A 20,246-nucleotide genomic window follows, 5' to 3' on the forward strand; every position below is an offset into this window, starting at 1 on the left:
TATTTCGCTTTTTTCAATACTACAATCTGTACTATAGTTTGTCTCGTACAAACACGGACCAAACCGACACAACTGAATTCGGTTTGGAACTAACCATACTTTTTAGGAGCAAAAAAATGGTACTAGTAGGTCGTCAAGCCCCTGATTTTACTGCAGCAGCTGTTCTAGGTAACGGTGAAATCGTTGAAAACTTCAACTTTGCAGAGTTCACTAAAGGTAAGAAAGCAGTAGTATTCTTCTACCCACTAGATTTCACTTTCGTTTGCCCATCTGAGCTAATCGCATTCGACAACCGTCTAGCTGATTTCCAAGCTAAAGGTGTTGAAGTAATCGGCGTTTCTATCGATTCTCAGTTCTCTCACAACGCATGGCGTAACACTGCTATCGAAGATGGCGGTATCGGTCAAGTTAAGTACCCACTAGTTGCTGACGTTAAGCACGAAATCTGTAAAGCTTACGACGTTGAGCACCCAGAAGCAGGCGTTGCTTTCCGTGGTTCTTTCCTAATCGACGAAGAAGGCGTTGTACGTCACCAAGTAGTTAACGACCTACCACTAGGCCGTAACATCGACGAAATGCTACGCATGGTTGACGCTCTTAACTTCCACCAGAAGCACGGCGAAGTATGTCCTGCACAATGGGAAGAAGGTAAAGCAGGTATGGACGCATCTCCAAAAGGTGTTGCAGCGTTCCTATCTGAGCACGCAGCTGACCTAGGCAAAAAATAATAGACCTTCACCCTAGCTCAACGGGTGTGATGGTTGGATGTATATAAAGCAAAAAGCTAATGCGGAAAACCGCAAACGCCAATCAGTCTAAGTAAAGTCCTATCAAAGCCCAGAGCAAATGCTCTGGGCTTTCTTTTACCTTCAGATAAACCGCCAAAATGAGGTAACGCTGCAGCGTAAACTTTACCTCTATTTCTCATGCCTCCCATACAGATTCTGCTTACTGGCCCTGCTAATATCTTAGCCACAACACTTATTTGTAACGTTAGCAGGATGAATGAACGTGGTTACTCACCTAGAAGTCTGTATCGATAATATTGAATCTCTGCACTACGCCATTACTGGCGGCGCCTCTCGGATTGAACTTTGCTCCTCTTTGGCTTTAGGCGGACTAACACCCAGTTATGGCTTTATGCAGCAAGCCGCTAGGATTTCGACTATTCCTGTTTATGCCATGATTCGCCCACGCCAAGGTGACTTCTTCTACAGTGAAGAAGAGATCGAAATGATGCGTTGGGATATTGAAGCGGCTCACCAATCGGGCTTGGATGGTGTGGTTCTCGGTGTACTCACCCAAGAAGGGGATATCCACATGCCCTTTGCAACAGCACTGTGCGAATTCGCACAGGAATTAGGGCTGGGCGTAACGTTCCATCGTGCTTTTGATCAATGTAGAAACGCTCAATCAGCATTGGAAGAGGTCATCAGTTTGGGCTGCGAACGCATTCTCACTTCAGGGCTCGCACCTTCTGCGCCAGCAGGCCAGAAAGTACTTAAATCTCTTGTTGAACAAGCCCAAGGACGCATTGCAATCATGGCGGGTGCTGGCGTTAATGCAAGTAACGTACGTGCATTAGTAGAAGACACTCAAGTTCCTGAAATCCATCTGTCAGGCAAGACCACACGCCCTAGCCAAATGATATTTATTGCAGAACAAAGCAAAATGGGCGCATCCGATGTCGATGATTTTTTAATCCCCATCACAAGTACACAAGCCATTACCGATGTCGTAGCAGCTCTCAAATAGACGACCGTAACCTCACACGCATAGCTTTTGAGTGCTAACATATTGTTTATCAAGGAGTGAGGAAAGGTGTATGTCTAAATTGAAGAAAAAGGAATACGAAAAGGAGCTCAAAAACCTTCAAGTTGAGCTCGTAAAACTTCAAGAGTGGGTCAAACACAAAGGGTTAAAAGTGGTGGTTCTGTTTGAAGGCCGTGATGCTGCGGGCAAAGGCGGGGTGATTAAACGCATCACAGAAAAGCTAAACCCGCGTGTTTGTCGCGTGGTCGCTCTGCCTGCACCGACAGAAAAAGAAAAAACGCAATGGTACTTCCAACGTTACGTCGCTCATTTACCATCTGCTGGTGAAATCGTCTTATTTGACCGAAGTTGGTATAACCGAGCGGGTGTCGAAAAAGTCATGGGGTTCTGTACGCCTGATGAATACGAAGAGTTTTTACGCTCTTGTCCTGAATTCGAAAGAATGTTGCAACGCTCTGGGATTATTCTGATTAAGTATTGGTTTTCGGTTTCAGACGAAGAGCAGGAAAAACGTTTTCTAGGTCGAATTAATACGCCGATCAAACGTTGGAAATTCAGCCCAATGGATTTGGAGTCACGTCACCGCTGGGCGGAGTATTCGGAGGCAAAAGATAAGATGTTTGCCTATACAGACACGAAAAACTGCCCTTGGTGGGTCGTCCCTTCTGATGATAAAAAGAAAGCGCGCTTGAACTGTATCAGCCATTTACTTAGCCAGATTGATTACAAAGCGCTTGAGTACCCACCGATTGAATTACCCGATCTCAATAAAGAAGGTTATGTCAGAGCACCCATTGATGATCAGACCTTCGTGCCCGATAAATATTGATGTACTTTCCCTTTCCCTAATAAATAGACCAGCCTAAAAGCTGGTCTATTTATTGAAATCAGTTACTTCAGTACGTCATCAATGCTTTGATCACCTAGATGGCGTACATCTTTCCCTTTCACGAAGTAAATAATGTATTCACAGATGTTCTGGCAACGGTCCCCCACGCGTTCAATCGCGCGTGCAGACCACATCACTTGCAGAATATTGGGGATATTTTTTGGGTCTTCCATCATATAGGTCATCAACTGACGAATTACCGCTTCATATTCAGCGTCTAGCTTGTCATCTTGTTTGTGCACCTCTGCTGCCGCTTCTACATCCATGCGGGCAAACGCATCCAAAACCTGATGCAGCATATTAATTGCCTGACGGCAGAGAGGCTCTAACGACACTTGGAACTGTCGTTCTTTTGATGATGGGCTTTCAATGGCAACGTAAGCAATGCGTGTCGCCACGTCACCGATACGTTCTAAATCAGTGATCGTTTTGATGATAGCCATGATTAAGCGCAAGTCTTTTGCCGTTGGCTGACGCTTAGCAATAATGCGTGTGCAGGCGTCATCGATCGAGACTTCCATCGCATTCACTTTATGATCGTCACGCACAACCTTACGCGCCAGTTCGATATCTTCTTTATGCAAGGCTTGAATAGCATACGAAAGCTGCTGTTCTACCAAGCCACCCATGGTTAATACATGAGTACGAATCGATTCTAGCTCTACGTTAAATTGTCCTGAAATATGACGTCCAAAGTGCATGATGTTCCTTATTCCGTATAGAGTCGCGACTTAACCGTATCGACCCGTAATGTAATCTTCGGTCTGTTTCTTCATTGGCGAGGTGAAGATCGAGTCCGCGTCAGAGTATTCAATTAACTTACCCATATGAATGAATGCGGTGTGATCACTCACTCGCGCCGCTTGCTGCATGTTATGGGTAACGATAACGACAGTATATTGAGTCTTAAGCTCATTGATAAGCTCTTCAATAGTTAAAGTTGAGATTGGATCCAACGCTGATGTCGGCTCATCCAATAACAGGACTTCCGGCTCAATCGCCACCGCACGCGCAATGACCAAGCGCTGTTGCTGACCACCAGATAAACCAAATGCGTTCTCATGCAAGCGGTCTTTTACCTCATCCCACAACGCCGCCGAGCGCAAGGATCGCTCCACTGCGTCATCTAAACTGCGGCTGTTTTTTACACCTTGTAAGCGTAAGCCATAAACTACATTTTCATAAATAGACTTAGGAAATGGATTGGGTCTTTGAAACACCATCCCCACTCGGCGTCGAAGTGTCGCAACATCGACATTAGGATGATAAACATTCTTGCCATGTAGACGGACTTTACCTGTGACTCGACACCCTTCTACTAAGTCGTTCATGCGATTGATGCAACGTAATAACGTCGACTTTCCACACCCTGAAGGACCGATAAAAGCGGTGACTCGCCCTTTGGGAATTCGCATCGAAATATCATGCAGCGCCTGAGTTTGACCATAGAAAAGATTAAGGTTCTCGATTGAGATTGCTGTTTGTTCATCCGTTAAATTATGAACGTCCAATGGTGGCTCATAACCTAATGTACTATCAAAATTAAACATACTTAATCTTGTCCTAACGTTCTGTATTTTTCTCGTAAATTATTGCGAATACTGATTGCTGTTAAGTTTAGCCCGACAATCACTGTCACGAGTAAGAAAGAGGTGGCATAAACTAATGGTCGCGCAGCTTCGATGTTGGAGGTTTGAAAGCCAACATCATAAATGTGAAAACCTAAATGCATGAACTTTCTATCCAAATGCACATAAGGGAATTGCCCGTCAACCGGTAAACTGGATGCCAATTTCACGACCCCCACCAGCATCAGTGGCGCTACTTCGCCAGCTGCCCGCGCAATCGCAAGGATCAACCCTGTGATAATAGCTGGCGTCGCCATAGGCAAAACCACACGCCATAGTGTTTCGAACTGAGTTGCACCAAGTGCCAGAGAGCCATGTCGTACTGAACTCGGAATACGAGTTAAACCTTCTTCTGTCGTCACAATCACAACCGGAAGCGTCAACACGGCAAGGGTTAATGCGGACCATAGCAAACCCGGCGTACCAAAGGTTGGTGCCGGTAACTTCTCCGCATAGAATACGTTGTCGATAGAGGCACCAATCGTATAAACAAAGAAGCCTAAACCAAACACGCCATAAACAATCGATGGAACACCCGCTAGGTTTATAACCGCAATACGAATAACCCTGGTTAGAGCGTTATTCTTAGCGTATTCATGCAGATAGATAGCAGCGATCACCCCAAGTGGCATCACAATGATCGACATGATAAGTACTAAGAAAACCGTACCAAATATCGCAGGGAACACGCCTCCTTCAGAGTTCGACTCTCTTGGATCTTCAGATAAAAACTTCCAAACCTGCTTCCCCCAGTGCATGACTTTATCAGGCAGTGACATTTGGTTTGGGTACCAGTAGTCCAAAATGTCTTCGAGCGGAATCGATACTTGTGAGCCCGTCATATCCTCGACAATCAGGGCATAGCCAGAAAGCTGTAATCGTAAGCCATCAAGCTGTAAATCTAACGTCGCCAGAGCTCTCTCTATCCGCTCTTTTTTAGTCTGGTTTTCCTTTAAGAAGCTTTCTGTCAGCGTGTCATTCAACTCATGCTTGCGCTTTTCTAATCGCAACTGCTCTAGCTTCCAACCAAGCTCTTTAAGCTGATCGACCACCAAAGAATCAATCTCATGGCGCAGAGTTTCTGCATCATCAAGCTTTTTATTTAGTACCGATTGAATATCACTGGTGTATATATTATCGCCATCTTGAAACGCCACCAGCTTACCAAAGAAATAACCACCGCTACTGCGCTCTATCACCGCCCACTCTTTTGGCGTCGTGGGCTCATCCAACTGCATTTGCAATACGGAGATAAAATCGGCGGGATACAACTCTCGGTTAGCGATTTTGATACTGAGTCGCGTGGCAAAGTCTTCATCGTCTTCTAACTGCTGTGCTGCGCTTTCAGGCAGATAACTCTTCGGTACAAAGCTGCGCTCATACACTTGGCCAATCAGAATAGTATTTTCATGTAGCACTTCGCCTTGTACAGGGGTCAGCGCTGCAACATTCCACTGATACAAGGGAGCTGGCCAAAAGTAAGTCAGGCCTTTCCAGCCGATAAGGAGTAACAACCCTAATACCGACAACAAACTGATGCTGACTGCACCGCCTGTTAGCCATATCCACGGTGCGCCAGAACGAATCCAATTTAACACGTCATTACTCGCTCTTTATTCAAACCATTATTACAACGCACGGTACTTGTCTCTCAGTCTCTGACGAACCCACTCCGCAAGCGCGTTTACTGCAAACGTAAACACAAACAAAATCAATGCAGCTAGGAACAGCAGGCGATAATGCGAACTTCCAACTTCCGACTCTGGCAACTCAACGGCGATGGTCGCCGACAGGCTGCGCAATCCTTCCAAAATATTCCAATCCATTAATGGCGTATTGCCCGTTGCCATTAACACAATCATGGTTTCACCAACAGCGCGTCCCAGGCCCATCATAATGGCAGAAAAAATACCTGGGCTTGCGGTAAGCAAGACAACATAGATTAAAGTTTGCCAAGGCGTGGCCCCTAATGCCAAAGAGCCATCCGATAAATGCTTCGGTACAGAGAAAATGGCATCTTCGGCGATGGTAAAAATCGTCGGGATAACAGCAAACCCCATCGCTAACCCCACCACCAATGCATTGCGTTGATCGTAGCCAATACCATGCTCGGTTAAGAATAAGCGCATATCGCCACCAAAGAACGTCTGCTCAATCGTAGGCGAAATCCACACGCCAAGCCCAATCAGTACCAATATGACAGGCATGAGCACTAAAGCATGCCAACCATTAGGCAGACGATTCCGCAAAGGTTGCGGTATTAACGCCCATAACCCTCCCATAATCATGGTGCTCAAGGGCAAAACGAACAACATAACAACGATCGTAATCAGGTGATCCTCTACAATAGGGGCGAACCACAGCCCCGCTAGGAAACCAATGATCACAGTCGGCAGTGCTTCCATTAGCTCAATCGACGGTTTTACGACACGACGCATGCGTGGCGACATAAAGTAAGCCGTATAAATAGCACCTAGCACTGCGAGCGGTACTGAAAACAGCATCGCAAACATCGCCGCTTTTATCGTCCCGAACGCAATAGGTACTAGGCTGAACTTAGCCTCAAAGTTATCGCTCGCCGAAGTCGATTGCCACACATATTCAGGCTCAGGATACCCTTCGTACCACACTTCTTGCCATAATGAAGACAATGAAATTTCCGGATAGGCATTGTCCACTTCCGCAACGTTTAACTCATTACTTTGCCAAGTGATTAAGTAGCGCTCATTGTTAGACATGGCTGCGATTGCAGGCGCTTGATGGTACGCTCGCTTAAACAACACCAGTTTTTCACTGGTTGTATAATGGCTTTGCAACGTGCCGTTGGTGTAAAAGCTATAAAATCCTTTTCGATGAGAATCCGGCAACAAATACTTAAGCTCTGATGCCAATTTAAAATCACGAATATGCGTTAACGTGCGTTTTTCTTCTTGCAGCGTATCAAACCATTGCGACACCCGACCATCGTTGTGCGTCACCAAAAGCGAGTAAGCACCAGCCAATAAGTCTATCGTACGAACGGAATGCTTCTTATCACCTTGAGTGAGATCGACCACCTCTCGCACAGCAAATTTACGTGCGGTTTTCTTTAACACGATCAACTCAGAGCCATCGCGCAAATAAAGCGTTTCACCGTCAGGTGTCAATAACATTTGCTGAGGTGCATCAAAGCCTGAAGAGAACGTAAAATCGATCGTTGTCGGAGGCGTACCCAAAGACGAAGCCACTTGCCAGCGAGCTTTCACTTCACCGCTTTGCGTCTGCCAAACAATCGTTGGTAAGGGCGTCGAAGCTGCAAATACAAACTGAGTCACAGGATCTTGAGGCGTACTTAGTGTCAGATCCATGCTGGTGTCTAGATCAATCACTTCCGGAGGACGTGTATTTTCTCTCAACGTGGCATTAAATTCTGGCTTGAAAAGGTTCGCTTTACCCTGCCCATCAACAAATCCATACCAACCTAGCCCAGGAGCAGGTTGAGAGAAAGCGACGGGTTTCTGGACGATTTGCTGTTTATACACCGCAGGTTTCGTAGGATCTTCCATCGACAAATATTGAATCTCACCACTTTGGGTTAGAACGAACGCGAGCTGAGCGTAATCATCCACTGAAATCGCCAGTGGTGTTTCAATATGAGTGGCTCGAATTGCTTGGTTGGTTTTGATCTCCGCATCAGAAAAAAGCGGAATGATCACCATGGCGAGGTAGACAAAGATCAAAATAAGCGCCGCGAGTACGCCGACACCACCAGATGTCACTGCAAGTCGAACTAAACGATCTTTTATCAGTCGTTTCTTATCTTTTTCCTGCAATGAAAACTCGGCTTGTGCCATTTAAATCTCTACCTTTTTTGACTTAGTACTAGAATATGTCGTTAAGATGACAATTATATTACAGATCACATTAAACACCTGAAAAGAATACAACTCTTATGCAATGCGTGGTATGAAATAAATCTGTAATGAAAATCTCATAATGTTCTCACTCATCCATTTTTCCAAGATGAGTACGTATTACTTCACTTTTGGCTAGGTAAGGTTATGAGCGCAGAAAAACTATATATAGAAAAAGAACTGAGTTGGTTGTCTTTCAACGAACGAGTATTACAAGAAGCTGCCGATAAAACCGTCCCTTTGATCGAACGTATTCGCTTTCTTGGGATCTTTTCCAACAATTTAGATGAATTTTACAAAGTACGCTTTGCGGACGTGAAGCGCAGAATCCTAATCAGCCAAGAGCGCGGTGGCAGTGATAGCCCTAAACGACTGTTAACCAAAATGCAGTCGAAAGCACTCAAGCTTAACGAACAATTTGATGAGCTTTACAGCGAATTGATTCGAGAAATGGCGCGACGTCGCATTTTCTTGGTCAACGAGCAACAACTGGATGAATCGCAGCAAAAGTGGATCGCGAAATACTTCCGTAGAGAGGTCATGCCGCATATCACCCCTTTGCTAATGAAAGATGAGATCGATGTTCTGCAATTTCTCAAAGACGAGTACGCTTACATCGCCGTAGAGCTACGTAAAGAAGAGCATTACCAGTACGCTCTGATCGAAATTCCGACCGATCACCTTCCCCGCTTTGTGATGGTACCAGAACAGAAAGGAAAGCGTCGAAAAACCATCATCTTACTTGATAATATTATCCGCCACTGTTTGGATGAGCTGTTCAAAGGCTTTTTTGATTATGATGAGCTTAGCGGCTATGCGATGAAAATGACGCGTGACGCCGAATACGATTTACGCAACGAAATCGAATACAGCTTGCTCGAACAAATGTCGGAAGGTGTCAATCAGCGACTGACAGCAAAGCCCGTTCGCTTCGTCTACGAACGTGATATGCCGCCCCAAATGCTAGAGTTTCTTTGTAACAAGCTCAATATCTCTAATTACGATAACCTTATCCCCGGCGGCCGCTATCACAATTTTAAAGACTTCATTGCTTTTCCAAATGTTGGGCGAGAGTACCTTGAAAATAAACCGCTTCCGCCAATGAAATGCGCCGATTTCGAAGGTTACGCTAACAGCTTTGATGCGATTAAAGCGAAAGATATTCTACTCTATTACCCCTACCACACTTTTGACCACATTAGTGAGTTGGTACGCCAAGCCTCCTTCGATCCGAAAGTGCTTAGTATCAAGATTAACATTTACCGTGTCGCGAAAGATTCTCGCTTGATGAACTCGTTAATTGATGCCGTGCACAACGGCAAAAACGTCACCGTGGTCGTGGAGCTGCAGGCTCGCTTTGATGAAGAAGCCAATATCGAATGGTCAAAAGTGTTGACCGAAGCTGGTGTGCACGTCATCTTTGGTGCGCCTGGTCTTAAGATTCACTCAAAGCTACTGATGATTAGCCGCCGCGAAGGTGAAGAAATTATTCGCTACGCACACATCGGCACAGGCAACTTCCATGAGAAGACGGCACGAATTTATACCGACTTCTCCCTGCTTACGGCAGATCAAGAAATCACTAACGAAGTTCGTAATGTCTTCGGTTATATTGAGAATCCATACCGCCCAGTGAAGTTCAACCACCTCATGGTATCTCCACGTAATTCTCGAACCCAAATCTACCGCTTAATTGATAATGAAATTGCGAATGCCAAGCTAGGAAAGAAAGCCGCTCTTACGATCAAGGTCAATAACCTAGTCGATAAGGGCATCGTCAATAAGCTATATGGAGCAAGTACGGCGGGAGTGAAAATAAATATGATCATTCGCGGCATGTGCTCATTAGTACCGGGCATTGAGGGGATCAGCGACAATATTCGCATCATCAGTATTGTTGACCGCTTTTTGGAACACCCACGCGTGGTGATTACCCATAACGATGGCGATCCGCAAGTCTATATCTCTTCTGCTGACTGGATGACAAGAAATATCGATCACCGCATTGAGGTGGCGGCGCCAGTCCGTGATCCACGTTTGAAACAGAGAATTATTGATATAACGAATATCCATTTTACCGATACAGTAAAGGCTCGTTTTATAGATAAGGAAATGAGCAACGCTTACGTACCACGAGGTAATCGCAAAAAAGTTCGTTCTCAAATCGCTATCTATGACTATCTTAAAAATATAGAAAAGCAAACTAGAAAACAAAATTCAGATGCCTCAAATACTTGAACAAGATACTCGCTACATTGCCGCGATAGACCTCGGCTCAAACAGTTTCCACATGGTGGTGGCCAAGGTTGTAGGCAGTGACTTACAACTGGTTAGCCGTCATAAACAGCGTGTTCGCTTAGCATCAGGACTCGACAGTGAATTGAACTTAAGTCATTCCGCGATGGAACGTGCGTTAGAGTGCTTAGCCATGTTCGCAGAGAGACTGCAAGGGCTTGATGAGTCGAATGTGCGTATCGCCGCGACACACACACTAAGACGCGCTAAAAATGCTCATCTATTCATTGAGCGTGCGAAAGAAGTGATGCCCTTCCCAATAGAAATCATCCCTGGGGAAGAAGAAGCCCGCCTGATATACTTAGGTGTCGCTCACACTCAAGTAGAGTCAAACTCCAAGTTGGTCGTTGATATTGGCGGCGGCAGTACCGAAATGATCATTGGACAAGAGTTTGAACCTGAGCTTCTCAACAGTAAACAGATGGGATGCGTCAGCTTTACAGAGCAATATTTTAAAAACAGCAAACTGTCTGGGAAAAACTTTAATAAAGCGATGTTAGCCGCCGAGCAAAAACTCGAGTCCATAGCTTCAGCATACCGTAAAAAAGGCTGGGATATCGCGCTCGGCTCGTCAGGAACTATCAAAGCGATTCAAGAAGTACTTGTAGGGTTGGGTTTTGAAGATGGCCTGATCACCGCGAAGAGACTGGACACGCTTATTGAAACTCTGTGTAATTTTGATTCAATAGAAGAGATTGATCTGACAGGTTTAACAGAAGAACGTAAGCCCGTATTCGCGGCAGGCGTGGCGATTTTGTCCGCGATTTTCAAAGCACTTCGCATTGAGCAGATGTTTTTCTCCGATGGTGCTCTGCGCGAAGGCCTGTTGTACGAAATGGAAGAGCGTTTTGCGCGCTCCGATATACGTATGCGCACAACTGAAAATTTAGCCAACAAACACCGGGTTGACTTAGAGCATGCTGCTCGTGTTAAAGGCCATGCACGTGAGATGTTATGTCAGGTGCGCTCTGAACTAGGCATTAAGAAAAAAAGTGAGTTATTTGACTTACTAGAATGGGCAGCATTGCTTCATGAAGTCGGATTAAGTATCAACTTACGTAGCTTCCATCGCCACTCTTTCTATATTCTGTTGCATTCCACTCTACAAGGCTTCAACCGTGAACAGCAATTAGTGCTCGCAACATTAGCCCGCTTCCAGCGTAAAGCGCTCAAACTGCAAGAACTGCCAGATTTCAACCTCTACAAACAAAGTGACGTGATAAGCCTCATCAAAATATTACGACTTTCTATCGTATTAAATGGACAGCGTAACGAAGATCCATTGCCTGACATCACTTTATCCATCAAAAATGATGAATGGATTCTTACGTGCACAGATAAAGCATGGCTAGAAAACAACAAATTGCTTCATGCTGATTTACAGGAAGAACAAGAACGATGGAGCAGCGCGAAGTGGACACTCACTTTCTGATCTCGCACTGTTCACGCCTAAACAAAAAGTCGGCTTATAGGCCGACTTTTTTTAATTCTTCTTCTGCAAAATCTGCTGTAATGGGTACATAGCCATCTTTCTCAACCAACGCTTGCCCCTGAGCGGAGAAAATAAAGCGAATAAACTCGGCTTCAATTGGTGTTAATGGGTAATCCGGGTGCTTATTCACGTAAACATATAAGTAACGTGATAGTGGGTACTTACCACTAACAATATGTTCTCGCGTTGGCGTCACGTAGTCATTTCCTATTTTTGCCACCGGAACTAAGCGCACGCCTGCTACTCGATAGCCGACACCGGAATAACCAATTCCACTGATGGTTGACGCTACAGCTTGCACAACTGACGCGGAGCCTGGCTGCTCGTTAACTCGGGTTTTAAAGTCGCCGCCACATAAGGCATTGCTTTTGAAGTAACCATAAGTTCCAGAAACGGAGTTACGACCAAACAACTGTACGTTGCGCTTTGCCCACTGTGATTCAAGACCGAGTTGCTGCCAGTTCGTGATAAATTGACTTTCACCACAGCGTAGCGTGGCAGAAAACAAAGCATCTAACTGACTAAAGTTAAGCCCTTGAATTGGATTGTCTTGATGAACAAAAATACCTATTGCATCGATGGCCACCCTGAGCGCCGTTGGCTTGTAGCCATGTTCACGTTCAAACGCTTCAACCTCTCTTAAACGCATAGGGCGGCTCATGGGACCAAACTGAGCTGTTTGTTCGGTCAATGCTGGGGGGGCAGTAGAAGAGCCAGACGCTTGGACTTGCGCATTAATATTCGGGTAAATGGATTTAAACTCTTCAACCCAAAGTGTTGTCATGCCCGCAAGTGTATCGGAGCCGACAGAGAGCAAATTCCCGACAATCCCAGTCGTTTTATGATAATTCGGCAATGGTTTATCTTGAGCGACAGCCATACCTGAACAAGCGAGAGCCAGTAGACTGAACACTTTTGCGACTCTTAATGCCATTATTTCACCACCAAACGTTCAGGCAATACAAAAGAAAACTTACTGCCCACGCCCACTTCACTGTGAATTTCCAAATGAGCATCATGGTGGCTCAGCGCATGTTTCACAATAGCCAACCCTAACCCGCTCCCTCCGGTATCGCGTGATCTTGCTTTATCGACGCGATAAAAACGCTCAGTAAGTCGATGGAGGTGCTGAGGCTCTATACCATCACCACTATCCTCCACCTCTAAGCATGCGCCTTGAGATGTCTGGAACCAACGAACATTAATGTTCGCGCCAGGCGGTGTGTATTTGACAGCATTATAAACGAGGTTAGAGATAGCACTACGTAACTGGTCATCATCGCCCAGTACGCGTAGGCTAGCATCAACATCAAATTTCAATTTATGTTGGTTGTCCCCGCTAAGGCTGACCGCCTCTTTTTCTAGTACTTCGAGCATCGCAGGTACATTCACGACTTCTTCAAGCTCATGCATAGGTGCCGCTTCAATTTTAGATAGCGTCAGTAGTTGGTTCACCAAACTGTTCATGCGGTTAAGCTGCTCCGTCATAACACCATGCGCTTTGCTCCACATTGGGCCCACAACCATGTCAGGGTCTTCTGTCATCTCCAAATAACCTTGTAGCACCGTCATTGGTGTACGCAGTTCATGAGAAACGTTAGCAAAGAAATTACGGCGCATTCCCTCAAGTTGTTTTAACTGGCTAACATCACGCACCACCATCAAATGTTCACCTTCGGTATACGGTACGATACGTAGTTCTAGCATGCGTTCGACATTGAGTGGTGAACTCATTTCCAATGGCTCAGAGAAGTCTTTCTTGTTGAGGTACTTGATAAAGTCAGGCGTACGAATGAGGTTGGAGATAGGTTGACCAGAGTCTTCCGGCCAATGGAAACCCAATAAGTGTTGAGCCAGTTTGTTACACCAAACGATATTGCCTTCAGCACGGAACACCACGACGGCATCGGGTAAAGATTCCGCACCATTTCTGAATCGGCGGATAAGATTAGTAAGCTCTTTGCGTTTACGGCGTTGGCGCTGCTGTAAGCGATACAAGCCATTGAACAAAGATTCCCAGTTACCGCTACCAGACGGTGGCGTAAGGCGCTTTTCATCCCATAACCAAGAAGATAAACGTACTTGGTTATGCAAATGCCACACAAGCTGCAATGCCGTAGCTGCCAAAAGCAACCACGGCATATAACCGAATATCCAACCTACTATCACCCATGGGGTGTAAAAAAAAGCCAGCTCCCAGGCCAGCTTTTTCCACGTTAATCTTTCAACCACTCATAACTCCAGAAATGGTACCGATAAGCTGCGTGTTAATTTATGCCTTTGTCGAGAAGCGGTATCCAGCACCACGAACAGTTTGGATCAGCTTATCATGACCTGCGGCTTCCAATGCTTTACGCAGGCGGCGAATATGAACATCGACCGTACGATCTTCAACATACACGTTAGTACCCCAAACATTGTTTAATAGCTGCTCACGGCTGTACACACGCTCTTGATGCGTCATGAAAAAATGCAGCATTTTAAACTCTGTTGGGCCCATATCTAATGGTGCATCATTAGCCGTGACACGGTGTGATACAGGATCAAGCTTCAATCCCTGCACATCAATGACGTCTTCCAGTGCGGTCGGGGTTACGCGACGAATCACCGCTTTTAAGCGGGCAACCAGCTCTTTAGGAGAGAATGGCTTAGTAATGTAGTCATCCGCACCGACTTCTAAACCACGCACTTTATCTTCTTCTTCACCACGAGCGGTAAGCATCACAACTGGAATGTTGCGCGTTAATTCCTCTCGCTTCATATGCTTGATGAAGTTAATGCCGCTTCCGCCTGGTAACATCCAATCCAGTAAAACTAAATCAGGGAAGGGTTCAGCCAGTTTGGTTACTGCAGTATCGTAATCTTCCGCCTCTACCGCTTGGTAACCTTTCTGCTCAAGTACGAAGCACAGCATTTCGCGAATAGGAGCTTCGTCTTCAACAACCAGAATCCTTCTAGACATAATTGAGTAACCTTATGTTCGTTGAGCTAATGAATTTAAGAGACAAAGCGCCCCTCTATGCATAAGCATTATCACTACCAATTATGACACTTTTGTGACCTTTGAAAACAAATTTTCATATAACTTTCTTTTGAGGTTCATTCGGATATTTTTCATTTCTATTAAGACATCAGCACAAAAATTCCCTATGATTAGTCCCTTGTCATCAAGCCTAGAGAAGATTTATGTGGTTTAAAAACTGTCTGGTATACCGCGTTAACCGCGAGGTTACTTTCAACGCCGAACAACTAGAAACTCAACTGTCTGAATTCCGATTCACCCCATGTGGCAGTCAAGATAAACAGAAATTTGGCTGGGTCAGTGCAATGGGTAGACATGGCGACATGATGACTCACGTGTCAGAAAACCGCATTCTGATTTGCGCCAAGAAAGAAGAGAAAATGCTACCTGCCTCAGTGATCAAAGAGTCATTGAATGCAAAAGTAGAAGCAATGGAAGCGCAAGAAGGTCGTCCTCTGAAGAAGAAAGAGAAAGACAACCTGAAAGATGACATCGTAATGGATTTACTGCCTCGCGCATTTAGCCGCAGCAGCCACACTCACGTGCTCATCATGCCAAAAGAAGGGTTCATCCTTGTTGACGCAAGCAGCTACAAAAAAGCGGAAGACGTATTAGCACTACTTCGTAAAACCATGGGTAGTTTACCTGTTGTTCCTGCCATTCCAGAAGTAGCGATTGAAACAACGCTAACCGAGTGGGTGAAAACGGGCGACACACCTCAAGGTATCACCATGATGGACGAAGCTGAGCTAAAATCCGTGCTTGAAGAAGGTGGCGTGATTCGTTGTAAGAAGCAAGAGCTGACCACAGATGAAATCCGCAACCACATCGCAGCAGATAAAGTCGTAACGAAGCTTGCACTTAATTGGCAAGATCGTATTGAATTCATCATGACAGAAGATGCGGGCATTAAGCGTCTAAAATTCTCTGATGAATTGAAAGATCAAAATGACGATATTCCACGTGAAGATCAAGCGGCTCGATTTGATGCAGACTTCTCTCTGATGTGTGGGGAGTTCAGTGCTTTCCTACCCAACCTATATGATGCGCTAGGCGGCTTACCAAATCCTAACGCTTAACATTGTATAAAGGTTAACCATAACGCCCTCACTTTTTTTGAGGGCGTTTTTCTATCTGAAGCACAATTACCCTAGTCACAGTTCACATTTTAACGTAAAATTTGCGCCCCATTTCCATTAGGTGGAATTGGCCTGACTTGTGATCAGATAAAAGAGAATTGAGCAATGACAACTGAGAAAGCATTCGTACCTGAGCTACTGTCTCCTGCGGGAAGCCTGAAAAACATGCGTTACGCATTCGCCTACGGCGCAGATGCAGTTTACGCTGGCCAACCTCGCTACAGCCTCCGCGTGCGTAACAATGAGTTTAACCACGAAAACCTAAAAATCGGTATCGATGAAGCACATGCTCTAGGCAAAAAGCTTTATGTGGTATGTAACATTCAACCACACAACTCGAAGCTAAAAACCTTCATCCGTGATCTTAAACCAATCGTAGAAATGGGTCCTGACGCATTGATCATGTCAGATCCAGGCCTAATCATGATGGTTCGTGAAGCTTTCCCAGAAATGCCAATTCACCTTTCTGTACAAGCAAACGCTGTAAACTGGGCGACTGTTAAGTTCTGGGCAGCGAATGGCGTGGAACGAGTGATCGTTTCTCGCGAGCTATCTCTAGAAGAAATCGAAGAAATTCGTGAGCATTGTCCTGAAACTGAACTTGAAGTATTCGTTCACGGTGCATTATGCATGGCTTATTCTGGTCGTTGCCTACTTTCTGGTTACATAAACAAACGTGATCCTAACCAAGGCACTTGCACCAACGCGTGCCGTTGGGAATACAAAGTGGAAGAAGGCAAAGAAAACGACGCTGGTGATATTGTAGAGAAGTTTGACCCATCTGAAGCACAGCCTGTCGAAGTACAAGACGAACGCCCTGAAACCACAATTGGTCGTGGTAAACCAACGGATGAAGTCGTTCTACTTTCTGAAGCGCACCGTCCAGAAGAAAAAATGGCAGCGTACGAAGATGAACATGGTACTTACATCATGAACTCTAAAGACCTACGTGCAGTACAGCATGTTGAGCGCTTAACTAAGATGGGTGTGCACTCGCTGAAAATCGAAGGTCGTACTAAATCATTCTATTACTGTGCTCGTACTGCACAGGTTTACCGCAAAGCAATTGATGACGCTGTAGCAGGCCGACCATTTGATGAAAGCCTAATGGGTACACTAGAGAGCCTAGCTCACCGTGGCTATACCGAAGGCTTCCTACGTCGTCATACTCACGATACCTACCAAAATTACGATTACGGCTACTCAGTCTCTGATGCTCAACAGTTTGTCGGTGAGTTCACTGGTAAACGTCGTGGTGATATGGCTGAAGTAGAAGTGAAAAACAAATTCCTTGTCGGTGATAGTCTTGAGCTAATGACGCCAAAAGGTAATGTTGTTTTCACGCTAGAAGCGATGGAAAACCGTAAGTCAGAGTCTATTGAGGATGCCAAAGGGAATGGTCACTTCGTCTTCATTCCAGTACCAGCAGATCTAGATTTAGAATACGGTCTATTGATGCGTAACTTGAACTCAGGGCAGGACACCCGTAACCCGACTGGTAAGTAATCATGGCCTTGCTCATTACTGACAAATGCATCAACTGCGACATGTGCGATCCCGAATGCCCCAATGGGGCAATCAGCATGGGAGAAAGCATTTTCGAGATTGACCCAGCTCTATGTACAGAGTGTAAGGGACATTACGAAAAGCCGACCTGTCAGTCAGTGTGTCCGATTACAAAATGCATCATCACAGACCCGGATCATGTAGAAACAGAAGAGCAGTTACTGGAGAAGTTCGTGATTATTCAAGGGTTGGCATAAGAACAAGTAGGTTCAACTTTGGAGACAAAGTTGAACCTTTTTTTAACCCGACTTTTCAATAGGATAGATATTACAAAACAACTCTTTTTCAAAATGAGACTCTAACCTATCTCGCCAATTTTCTGCTTGGGAAACCGGCACAAGATAAAAGTTTTCTCGGCTCGTATCCGTAACGAAAGCCATTCCATATTGCATCAGCTCGTAATGCACATCATTAACAAATCCGGGATCAAGACGCTGACGTCCTGTCAGGTGATTTACATCAACCCGAGTCAATAAGACCCCTTTCGTTTCACTGCTAAATCTGTGTCTTAACCACTCTGCAAATTCTTTTGCACAAATCATAGTCATGGTTTTATCCTTGATTTACTCTTCTAGCAGGAGAAGTATCCATTCCCGCCTCACACACTTGTCTGCCTTGTTATTGCTTCGCTAGCCAACTGACAGACATATTGCTAAGAAACCAAAGTATCGTGACGAAAGATCTTTCTAAACAGAGAAGTTACGACTTATCTATACTACAACTCTTTGTTTAATTTAGATTTCTATATTATGTCACCAAAACTAATTAGGTTAGTTTTTGTATTGGTATTATTCACTGTAGACAAAAGTATGATGTTTCTCCAGTTTCATAAAAGAGATACGTAAGGGAATATAAACCTGTAGAGCCACTCTAGTTAGTAGAGATAAGTGATTGGCATTGCGGTGGAATCGCTTTTTTTCGCTTGGGCTTAGCAATAACTTTCGCAGACGGCGGCTTATCGATAGGCTTAACTTTCGGTCCCCAACTAGCGAGCTCTACCCCACAACCATCACCAGCGGGAGGCAGAGCTTGTTCAACACAGTAGCCACTCGACTCAGGACAAGATAACCTGACGTGGAAGTGGTAATGATGCCCCCACCAAGGGCGAACTTTACGTAACCAAGAACGTTCTTTGCCTTCTTCTTGCGAGCAAAGCTGCTCCTTAATGACAGGATGTACAAAAATTCGTGCAACATCCTCACTCTGTGCAGCATATCGAATCAGCCTAAAGTGCCTATCTTCCCAGCGATGGTTAAGTATGGAATAACCTTTTAAGTCCACCACACTCATTGGCTTAGGGAGTTGTAATTCGTTATAAGAAAGCGGTTGGTCAGCGAGTCTTAACCAGATATCAGTATCTAACCCAGTTTGGTGACTAGAATGGCCAGAAGAAAACCTTCCTCCTCTTGGTAAAGACAGGTCACCTATAAGCAGCGTTGTGTCGAGATTTTGATGAGCTTTAAGCGCTAGGTTTTCAATAAACTCTATCGTTTTAGGGTGCCCATAGTAGCGTTTCGTTTTACTGCGTAAAACTTGATAACCAACGCCATCAAGAGGCAAAGGTAATGCACCATCCAAACAACCGTTAGCATAGCTACCAATAGAGGAAGAAGAGTTTTGGGTAGGGTTAGCAACAGACTCCCAAGGAGTAGAGTATACAGAAGCTGAGAAACATAAACCCAAAGATACAATGAAACCCAGCTTCATAGATTTTAGCCTTTAGTAGTGTTCGCCATTATCGTAATAAGCTTTAGGGGATAAAGCTGAAAAGATAACTGCAACATCAATATCCGCACCAGCAATACCACGAACTTGCTGTGTAATAAGCTTAGCAACTTTATCTTGTACTTCCTGACCACGATCAAACCAAAGCACTTCGACAAAAGGATATGCAGCACTCACCTCGCCCTCATTGAAAAACGTAGTGTAGATATACTCAAAAGTAAAATCCTCACGCGGACAGTCCATCAGAGGCTGAAGTTCATCCGTCAGAGGCTTTGATAGTGCCTGAACAGCTTGCGGCTCTACAGCACGGAATCGAAAATGTGGCATAAACTTACTTCCTAATTATTAGCATTAACTCATGATAATAACAGGAACCAAGTCAGTAATCATCCAAGCCAATGTAACCACTAACCTTTTCTATACACGTCATATAGATCAAGTAGTAAATCAACTAGCTCACTAACGAAGAATAATGGGAGTATGAACAGAGGTAAGAAGGGGTAAAATGATACACCGAAGCTTAGTGACGCAATCTATTGCAAGGGAAATAGAATGGCTTAAGTCACCGATGTAATATGTTCTTAAGATCAATATGTATCAGATATCGACAACTATTCGTTAGAAACGAAAAAGGCTCCGACCTAAGTCAGAGCCTTGATATATGGCAGGGGTGGAGAGATTCGAACTCCCAACACGCGGATTTGGAATCCGCTGCTCTGCCAATTGGAGCTACACCCCTGCAGTTCGTGTTTAATGAGACGACTCTCAAATAAGTGGCGGAGTGGACGGGACTCGAACCCGCGACCCCCGGCGTGACAGGCCGG

17 protein-coding genes, 1 tRNA gene and 2 pseudogenes are annotated in these 20,246 nt (G+C 45.0%); 8 read left to right on the forward strand and 12 right to left on the reverse strand.

Going from position 1 to position 20,246, the window contains the following annotated elements:
- The first annotated feature begins 116 nt into the window (after positions 1–116).
- The 3 genes from LIX84_RS19330 to ppk2 all read left to right on the forward strand — a co-directional run bounded on the left by LIX84_RS19330 (position 117) and on the right by ppk2 (position 2,602).
- Positions 117–728 carry a peroxiredoxin C gene (locus tag LIX84_RS19330; protein WP_005381738.1) on the forward strand — a complete coding sequence of 204 codons (612 nt, stop codon included), beginning with the start codon at positions 117–119 and terminating at the stop codon, positions 726–728.
- A 283-nt stretch (positions 729–1,011) separates the two neighbouring features.
- The gene (locus tag LIX84_RS19335) at positions 1,012–1,755 is read left to right on the forward strand and encodes a copper homeostasis protein CutC (protein ID WP_081442479.1); all 744 of its coding nucleotides are present in this window, start codon (positions 1,012–1,014) and stop codon (positions 1,753–1,755) included.
- Between the two features lie 70 nt (positions 1,756–1,825).
- On the forward strand, positions 1,826–2,602 hold the full coding sequence (gene ppk2, locus LIX84_RS19340; RefSeq protein ID WP_053808700.1) for a polyphosphate kinase 2: 777 nt from the start codon (positions 1,826–1,828) through the stop codon (positions 2,600–2,602).
- A gap of 62 nt (positions 2,603–2,664) precedes the next feature.
- Here the strand turns inward: ppk2 and phoU are convergent, their stop codons facing one another.
- From phoU to LIX84_RS19360, 5 genes and pseudogenes are all read right to left on the reverse strand, one after another.
- Positions 2,665–3,363: a phosphate signaling complex protein PhoU gene (gene phoU, locus LIX84_RS19345; protein WP_005381744.1), complete on the reverse strand. Its 699-nt coding sequence runs from the start codon at positions 3,361–3,363 to the stop codon at positions 2,665–2,667.
- Positions 3,364–3,393: 30 nt separating this feature from the next.
- Positions 3,394–4,212, reverse strand: coding sequence for a phosphate ABC transporter ATP-binding protein PstB (gene pstB, locus LIX84_RS19350; RefSeq protein ID WP_005381745.1), 819 nt, complete (start codon positions 4,210–4,212; stop codon positions 3,394–3,396).
- Between the two features lie 2 nt (positions 4,213–4,214).
- Positions 4,215–5,591: pseudogene (gene pstA, locus LIX84_RS19355) on the reverse strand (phosphate ABC transporter permease PstA); the annotation flags it as partial.
- A gap of 65 nt (positions 5,592–5,656) precedes the next feature.
- Positions 5,657–5,888 (reverse strand): annotated as a pseudogene (locus LIX84_RS23565) (phosphate ABC transporter permease PstA); the annotation flags it as partial.
- A 30-nt stretch (positions 5,889–5,918) separates the two neighbouring features.
- A complete protein-coding gene (locus LIX84_RS19360; RefSeq protein ID WP_226421990.1) occupies positions 5,919–8,123 on the reverse strand; it encodes an ABC transporter permease subunit in 2,205 nt (734 codons plus the stop codon).
- 207 nt (positions 8,124–8,330) lie between these two features.
- On the opposite strand from LIX84_RS19360, the gene ppk1 reads away from it, so the two are divergent.
- Both ppk1 and ppx read left to right on the forward strand, forming a co-directional pair.
- Entirely contained in the window at positions 8,331–10,421 is a 2,091-nt protein-coding gene (gene ppk1 / locus LIX84_RS19365) for a polyphosphate kinase 1 (RefSeq protein ID WP_005391598.1), read from the forward strand.
- Positions 10,405–11,910 (forward strand): exopolyphosphatase, encoded by a 1,506-nt coding sequence (ppx, locus tag LIX84_RS19370; protein ID WP_226421991.1) that lies wholly within the window; start codon positions 10,405–10,407, stop codon positions 11,908–11,910. The genes ppk1 and ppx overlap by 17 nt, the downstream gene beginning before the upstream one ends.
- 34 nt (positions 11,911–11,944) lie before the next feature.
- On the opposite strand, the gene LIX84_RS19375 is transcribed toward ppx, so the two are convergent.
- From LIX84_RS19375 to phoB, 3 genes are read right to left on the reverse strand one after another with little or no spacing between them, the layout of a single operon-like run.
- Positions 11,945–12,904, reverse strand: coding sequence for a PstS family phosphate ABC transporter substrate-binding protein (locus LIX84_RS19375; protein ID WP_226421992.1), 960 nt, complete (start codon positions 12,902–12,904; stop codon positions 11,945–11,947).
- The gene (gene phoR / locus LIX84_RS19380) at positions 12,904–14,202 is read right to left on the reverse strand and encodes a phosphate regulon sensor histidine kinase PhoR (RefSeq protein WP_226421993.1); all 1,299 of its coding nucleotides are present in this window, start codon (positions 14,200–14,202) and stop codon (positions 12,904–12,906) included. The genes LIX84_RS19375 and phoR overlap by 1 nt, the downstream gene beginning before the upstream one ends.
- 40 nt (positions 14,203–14,242) lie before the next feature.
- Complete coding sequence (gene phoB, locus LIX84_RS19385; protein ID WP_005381752.1) at positions 14,243–14,932, reverse strand: phosphate regulon transcriptional regulator PhoB; 690 nt, start codon at positions 14,930–14,932, stop codon at positions 14,243–14,245.
- Positions 14,933–15,156: 224 nt separating this feature from the next.
- Here phoB and rdgC point away from each other — a divergent pair, with 224 nt between their 5' ends.
- The 3 genes from rdgC (at position 15,157) to LIX84_RS19400 (ending at position 17,894) form a co-directional block, all read left to right on the forward strand.
- Positions 15,157–16,071 (forward strand): recombination-associated protein RdgC, encoded by a 915-nt coding sequence (rdgC, locus tag LIX84_RS19390; RefSeq protein WP_005391604.1) that lies wholly within the window; start codon positions 15,157–15,159, stop codon positions 16,069–16,071.
- Positions 16,072–16,236: 165 nt separating this feature from the next.
- A complete protein-coding gene (gene trhP / locus LIX84_RS19395) occupies positions 16,237–17,637 on the forward strand; it encodes a prephenate-dependent tRNA uridine(34) hydroxylase TrhP (protein WP_006741904.1) in 1,401 nt (466 codons plus the stop codon).
- A 2-nt stretch (positions 17,638–17,639) separates the two neighbouring features.
- The gene (locus tag LIX84_RS19400; protein ID WP_031780214.1) at positions 17,640–17,894 is read left to right on the forward strand and encodes a YfhL family 4Fe-4S dicluster ferredoxin; all 255 of its coding nucleotides are present in this window, start codon (positions 17,640–17,642) and stop codon (positions 17,892–17,894) included.
- Between the two features lie 42 nt (positions 17,895–17,936).
- Here LIX84_RS19400 and LIX84_RS19405 read toward each other — a convergent pair whose 3' ends face one another.
- The 4 genes from LIX84_RS19405 to LIX84_RS19420 form a co-directional block, all read right to left on the reverse strand.
- A complete protein-coding gene (locus tag LIX84_RS19405) occupies positions 17,937–18,245 on the reverse strand; it encodes a hypothetical protein (RefSeq protein WP_005391608.1) in 309 nt (102 codons plus the stop codon).
- A gap of 322 nt (positions 18,246–18,567) precedes the next feature.
- The gene (gene mepA / locus LIX84_RS19410; protein WP_226421994.1) at positions 18,568–19,404 is read right to left on the reverse strand and encodes a penicillin-insensitive murein endopeptidase; all 837 of its coding nucleotides are present in this window, start codon (positions 19,402–19,404) and stop codon (positions 18,568–18,570) included.
- Positions 19,405–19,416: 12 nt separating this feature from the next.
- Complete coding sequence (locus LIX84_RS19415) at positions 19,417–19,749, reverse strand: DUF1904 domain-containing protein (protein ID WP_005391613.1); 333 nt, start codon at positions 19,747–19,749, stop codon at positions 19,417–19,419.
- Positions 19,750–20,084: 335 nt separating this feature from the next.
- Positions 20,085–20,161 (reverse strand) — tRNA-Trp (locus LIX84_RS19420).
- Positions 20,162–20,246 lie beyond the last annotated feature (85 nt).

It is taken from the genome of Vibrio sp. E14 (assembly GCF_020515785.1).
In the GTDB taxonomy this organism is placed as follows: domain Bacteria; phylum Pseudomonadota; class Gammaproteobacteria; order Enterobacterales; family Vibrionaceae; genus Vibrio; species Vibrio diabolicus.

Bases quoted from the DNA above. Each gene is read 5' to 3' on its own strand.
- LIX84_RS19400 (WP_031780214.1), top strand. From the start codon at position 17,640: ATGGCCTTGCTCATTACTGACAAATGCATCAACTGCGACATGTGCGAT.
- pstB (WP_005381745.1), bottom strand. From the start codon at position 4,212: ATGTTTAATTTTGATAGTACATTAGGTTATGAGCCACCATTGGACGTT.
- LIX84_RS19405 (WP_005391608.1), bottom strand. From the start codon at position 18,245: ATGACTATGATTTGTGCAAAAGAATTTGCAGAGTGGTTAAGACACAGA.
- LIX84_RS19360 (WP_226421990.1), bottom strand. From the start codon at position 8,123: ATGGCACAAGCCGAGTTTTCATTGCAGGAAAAAGATAAGAAACGACTG.
- phoU (WP_005381744.1), bottom strand. From the start codon at position 3,363: ATGCACTTTGGACGTCATATTTCAGGACAATTTAACGTAGAGCTAGAA.
- ppk2 (WP_053808700.1), top strand. From the start codon at position 1,826: ATGTCTAAATTGAAGAAAAAGGAATACGAAAAGGAGCTCAAAAACCTT.
- trhP (WP_006741904.1), top strand. From the start codon at position 16,237: ATGACAACTGAGAAAGCATTCGTACCTGAGCTACTGTCTCCTGCGGGA.
- ppx (WP_226421991.1), top strand. From the start codon at position 10,405: ATGCCTCAAATACTTGAACAAGATACTCGCTACATTGCCGCGATAGAC.
- mepA (WP_226421994.1), bottom strand. From the start codon at position 19,404: ATGAAGCTGGGTTTCATTGTATCTTTGGGTTTATGTTTCTCAGCTTCT.
- LIX84_RS19415 (WP_005391613.1), bottom strand. From the start codon at position 19,749: ATGCCACATTTTCGATTCCGTGCTGTAGAGCCGCAAGCTGTTCAGGCA.
- LIX84_RS19375 (WP_226421992.1), bottom strand. From the start codon at position 12,904: ATGGCATTAAGAGTCGCAAAAGTGTTCAGTCTACTGGCTCTCGCTTGT.
- ppk1 (WP_005391598.1), top strand. From the start codon at position 8,331: ATGAGCGCAGAAAAACTATATATAGAAAAAGAACTGAGTTGGTTGTCT.
- phoB (WP_005381752.1), bottom strand. From the start codon at position 14,932: ATGTCTAGAAGGATTCTGGTTGTTGAAGACGAAGCTCCTATTCGCGAA.
- LIX84_RS19330 (WP_005381738.1), top strand. From the start codon at position 117: ATGGTACTAGTAGGTCGTCAAGCCCCTGATTTTACTGCAGCAGCTGTT.
- rdgC (WP_005391604.1), top strand. From the start codon at position 15,157: ATGTGGTTTAAAAACTGTCTGGTATACCGCGTTAACCGCGAGGTTACT.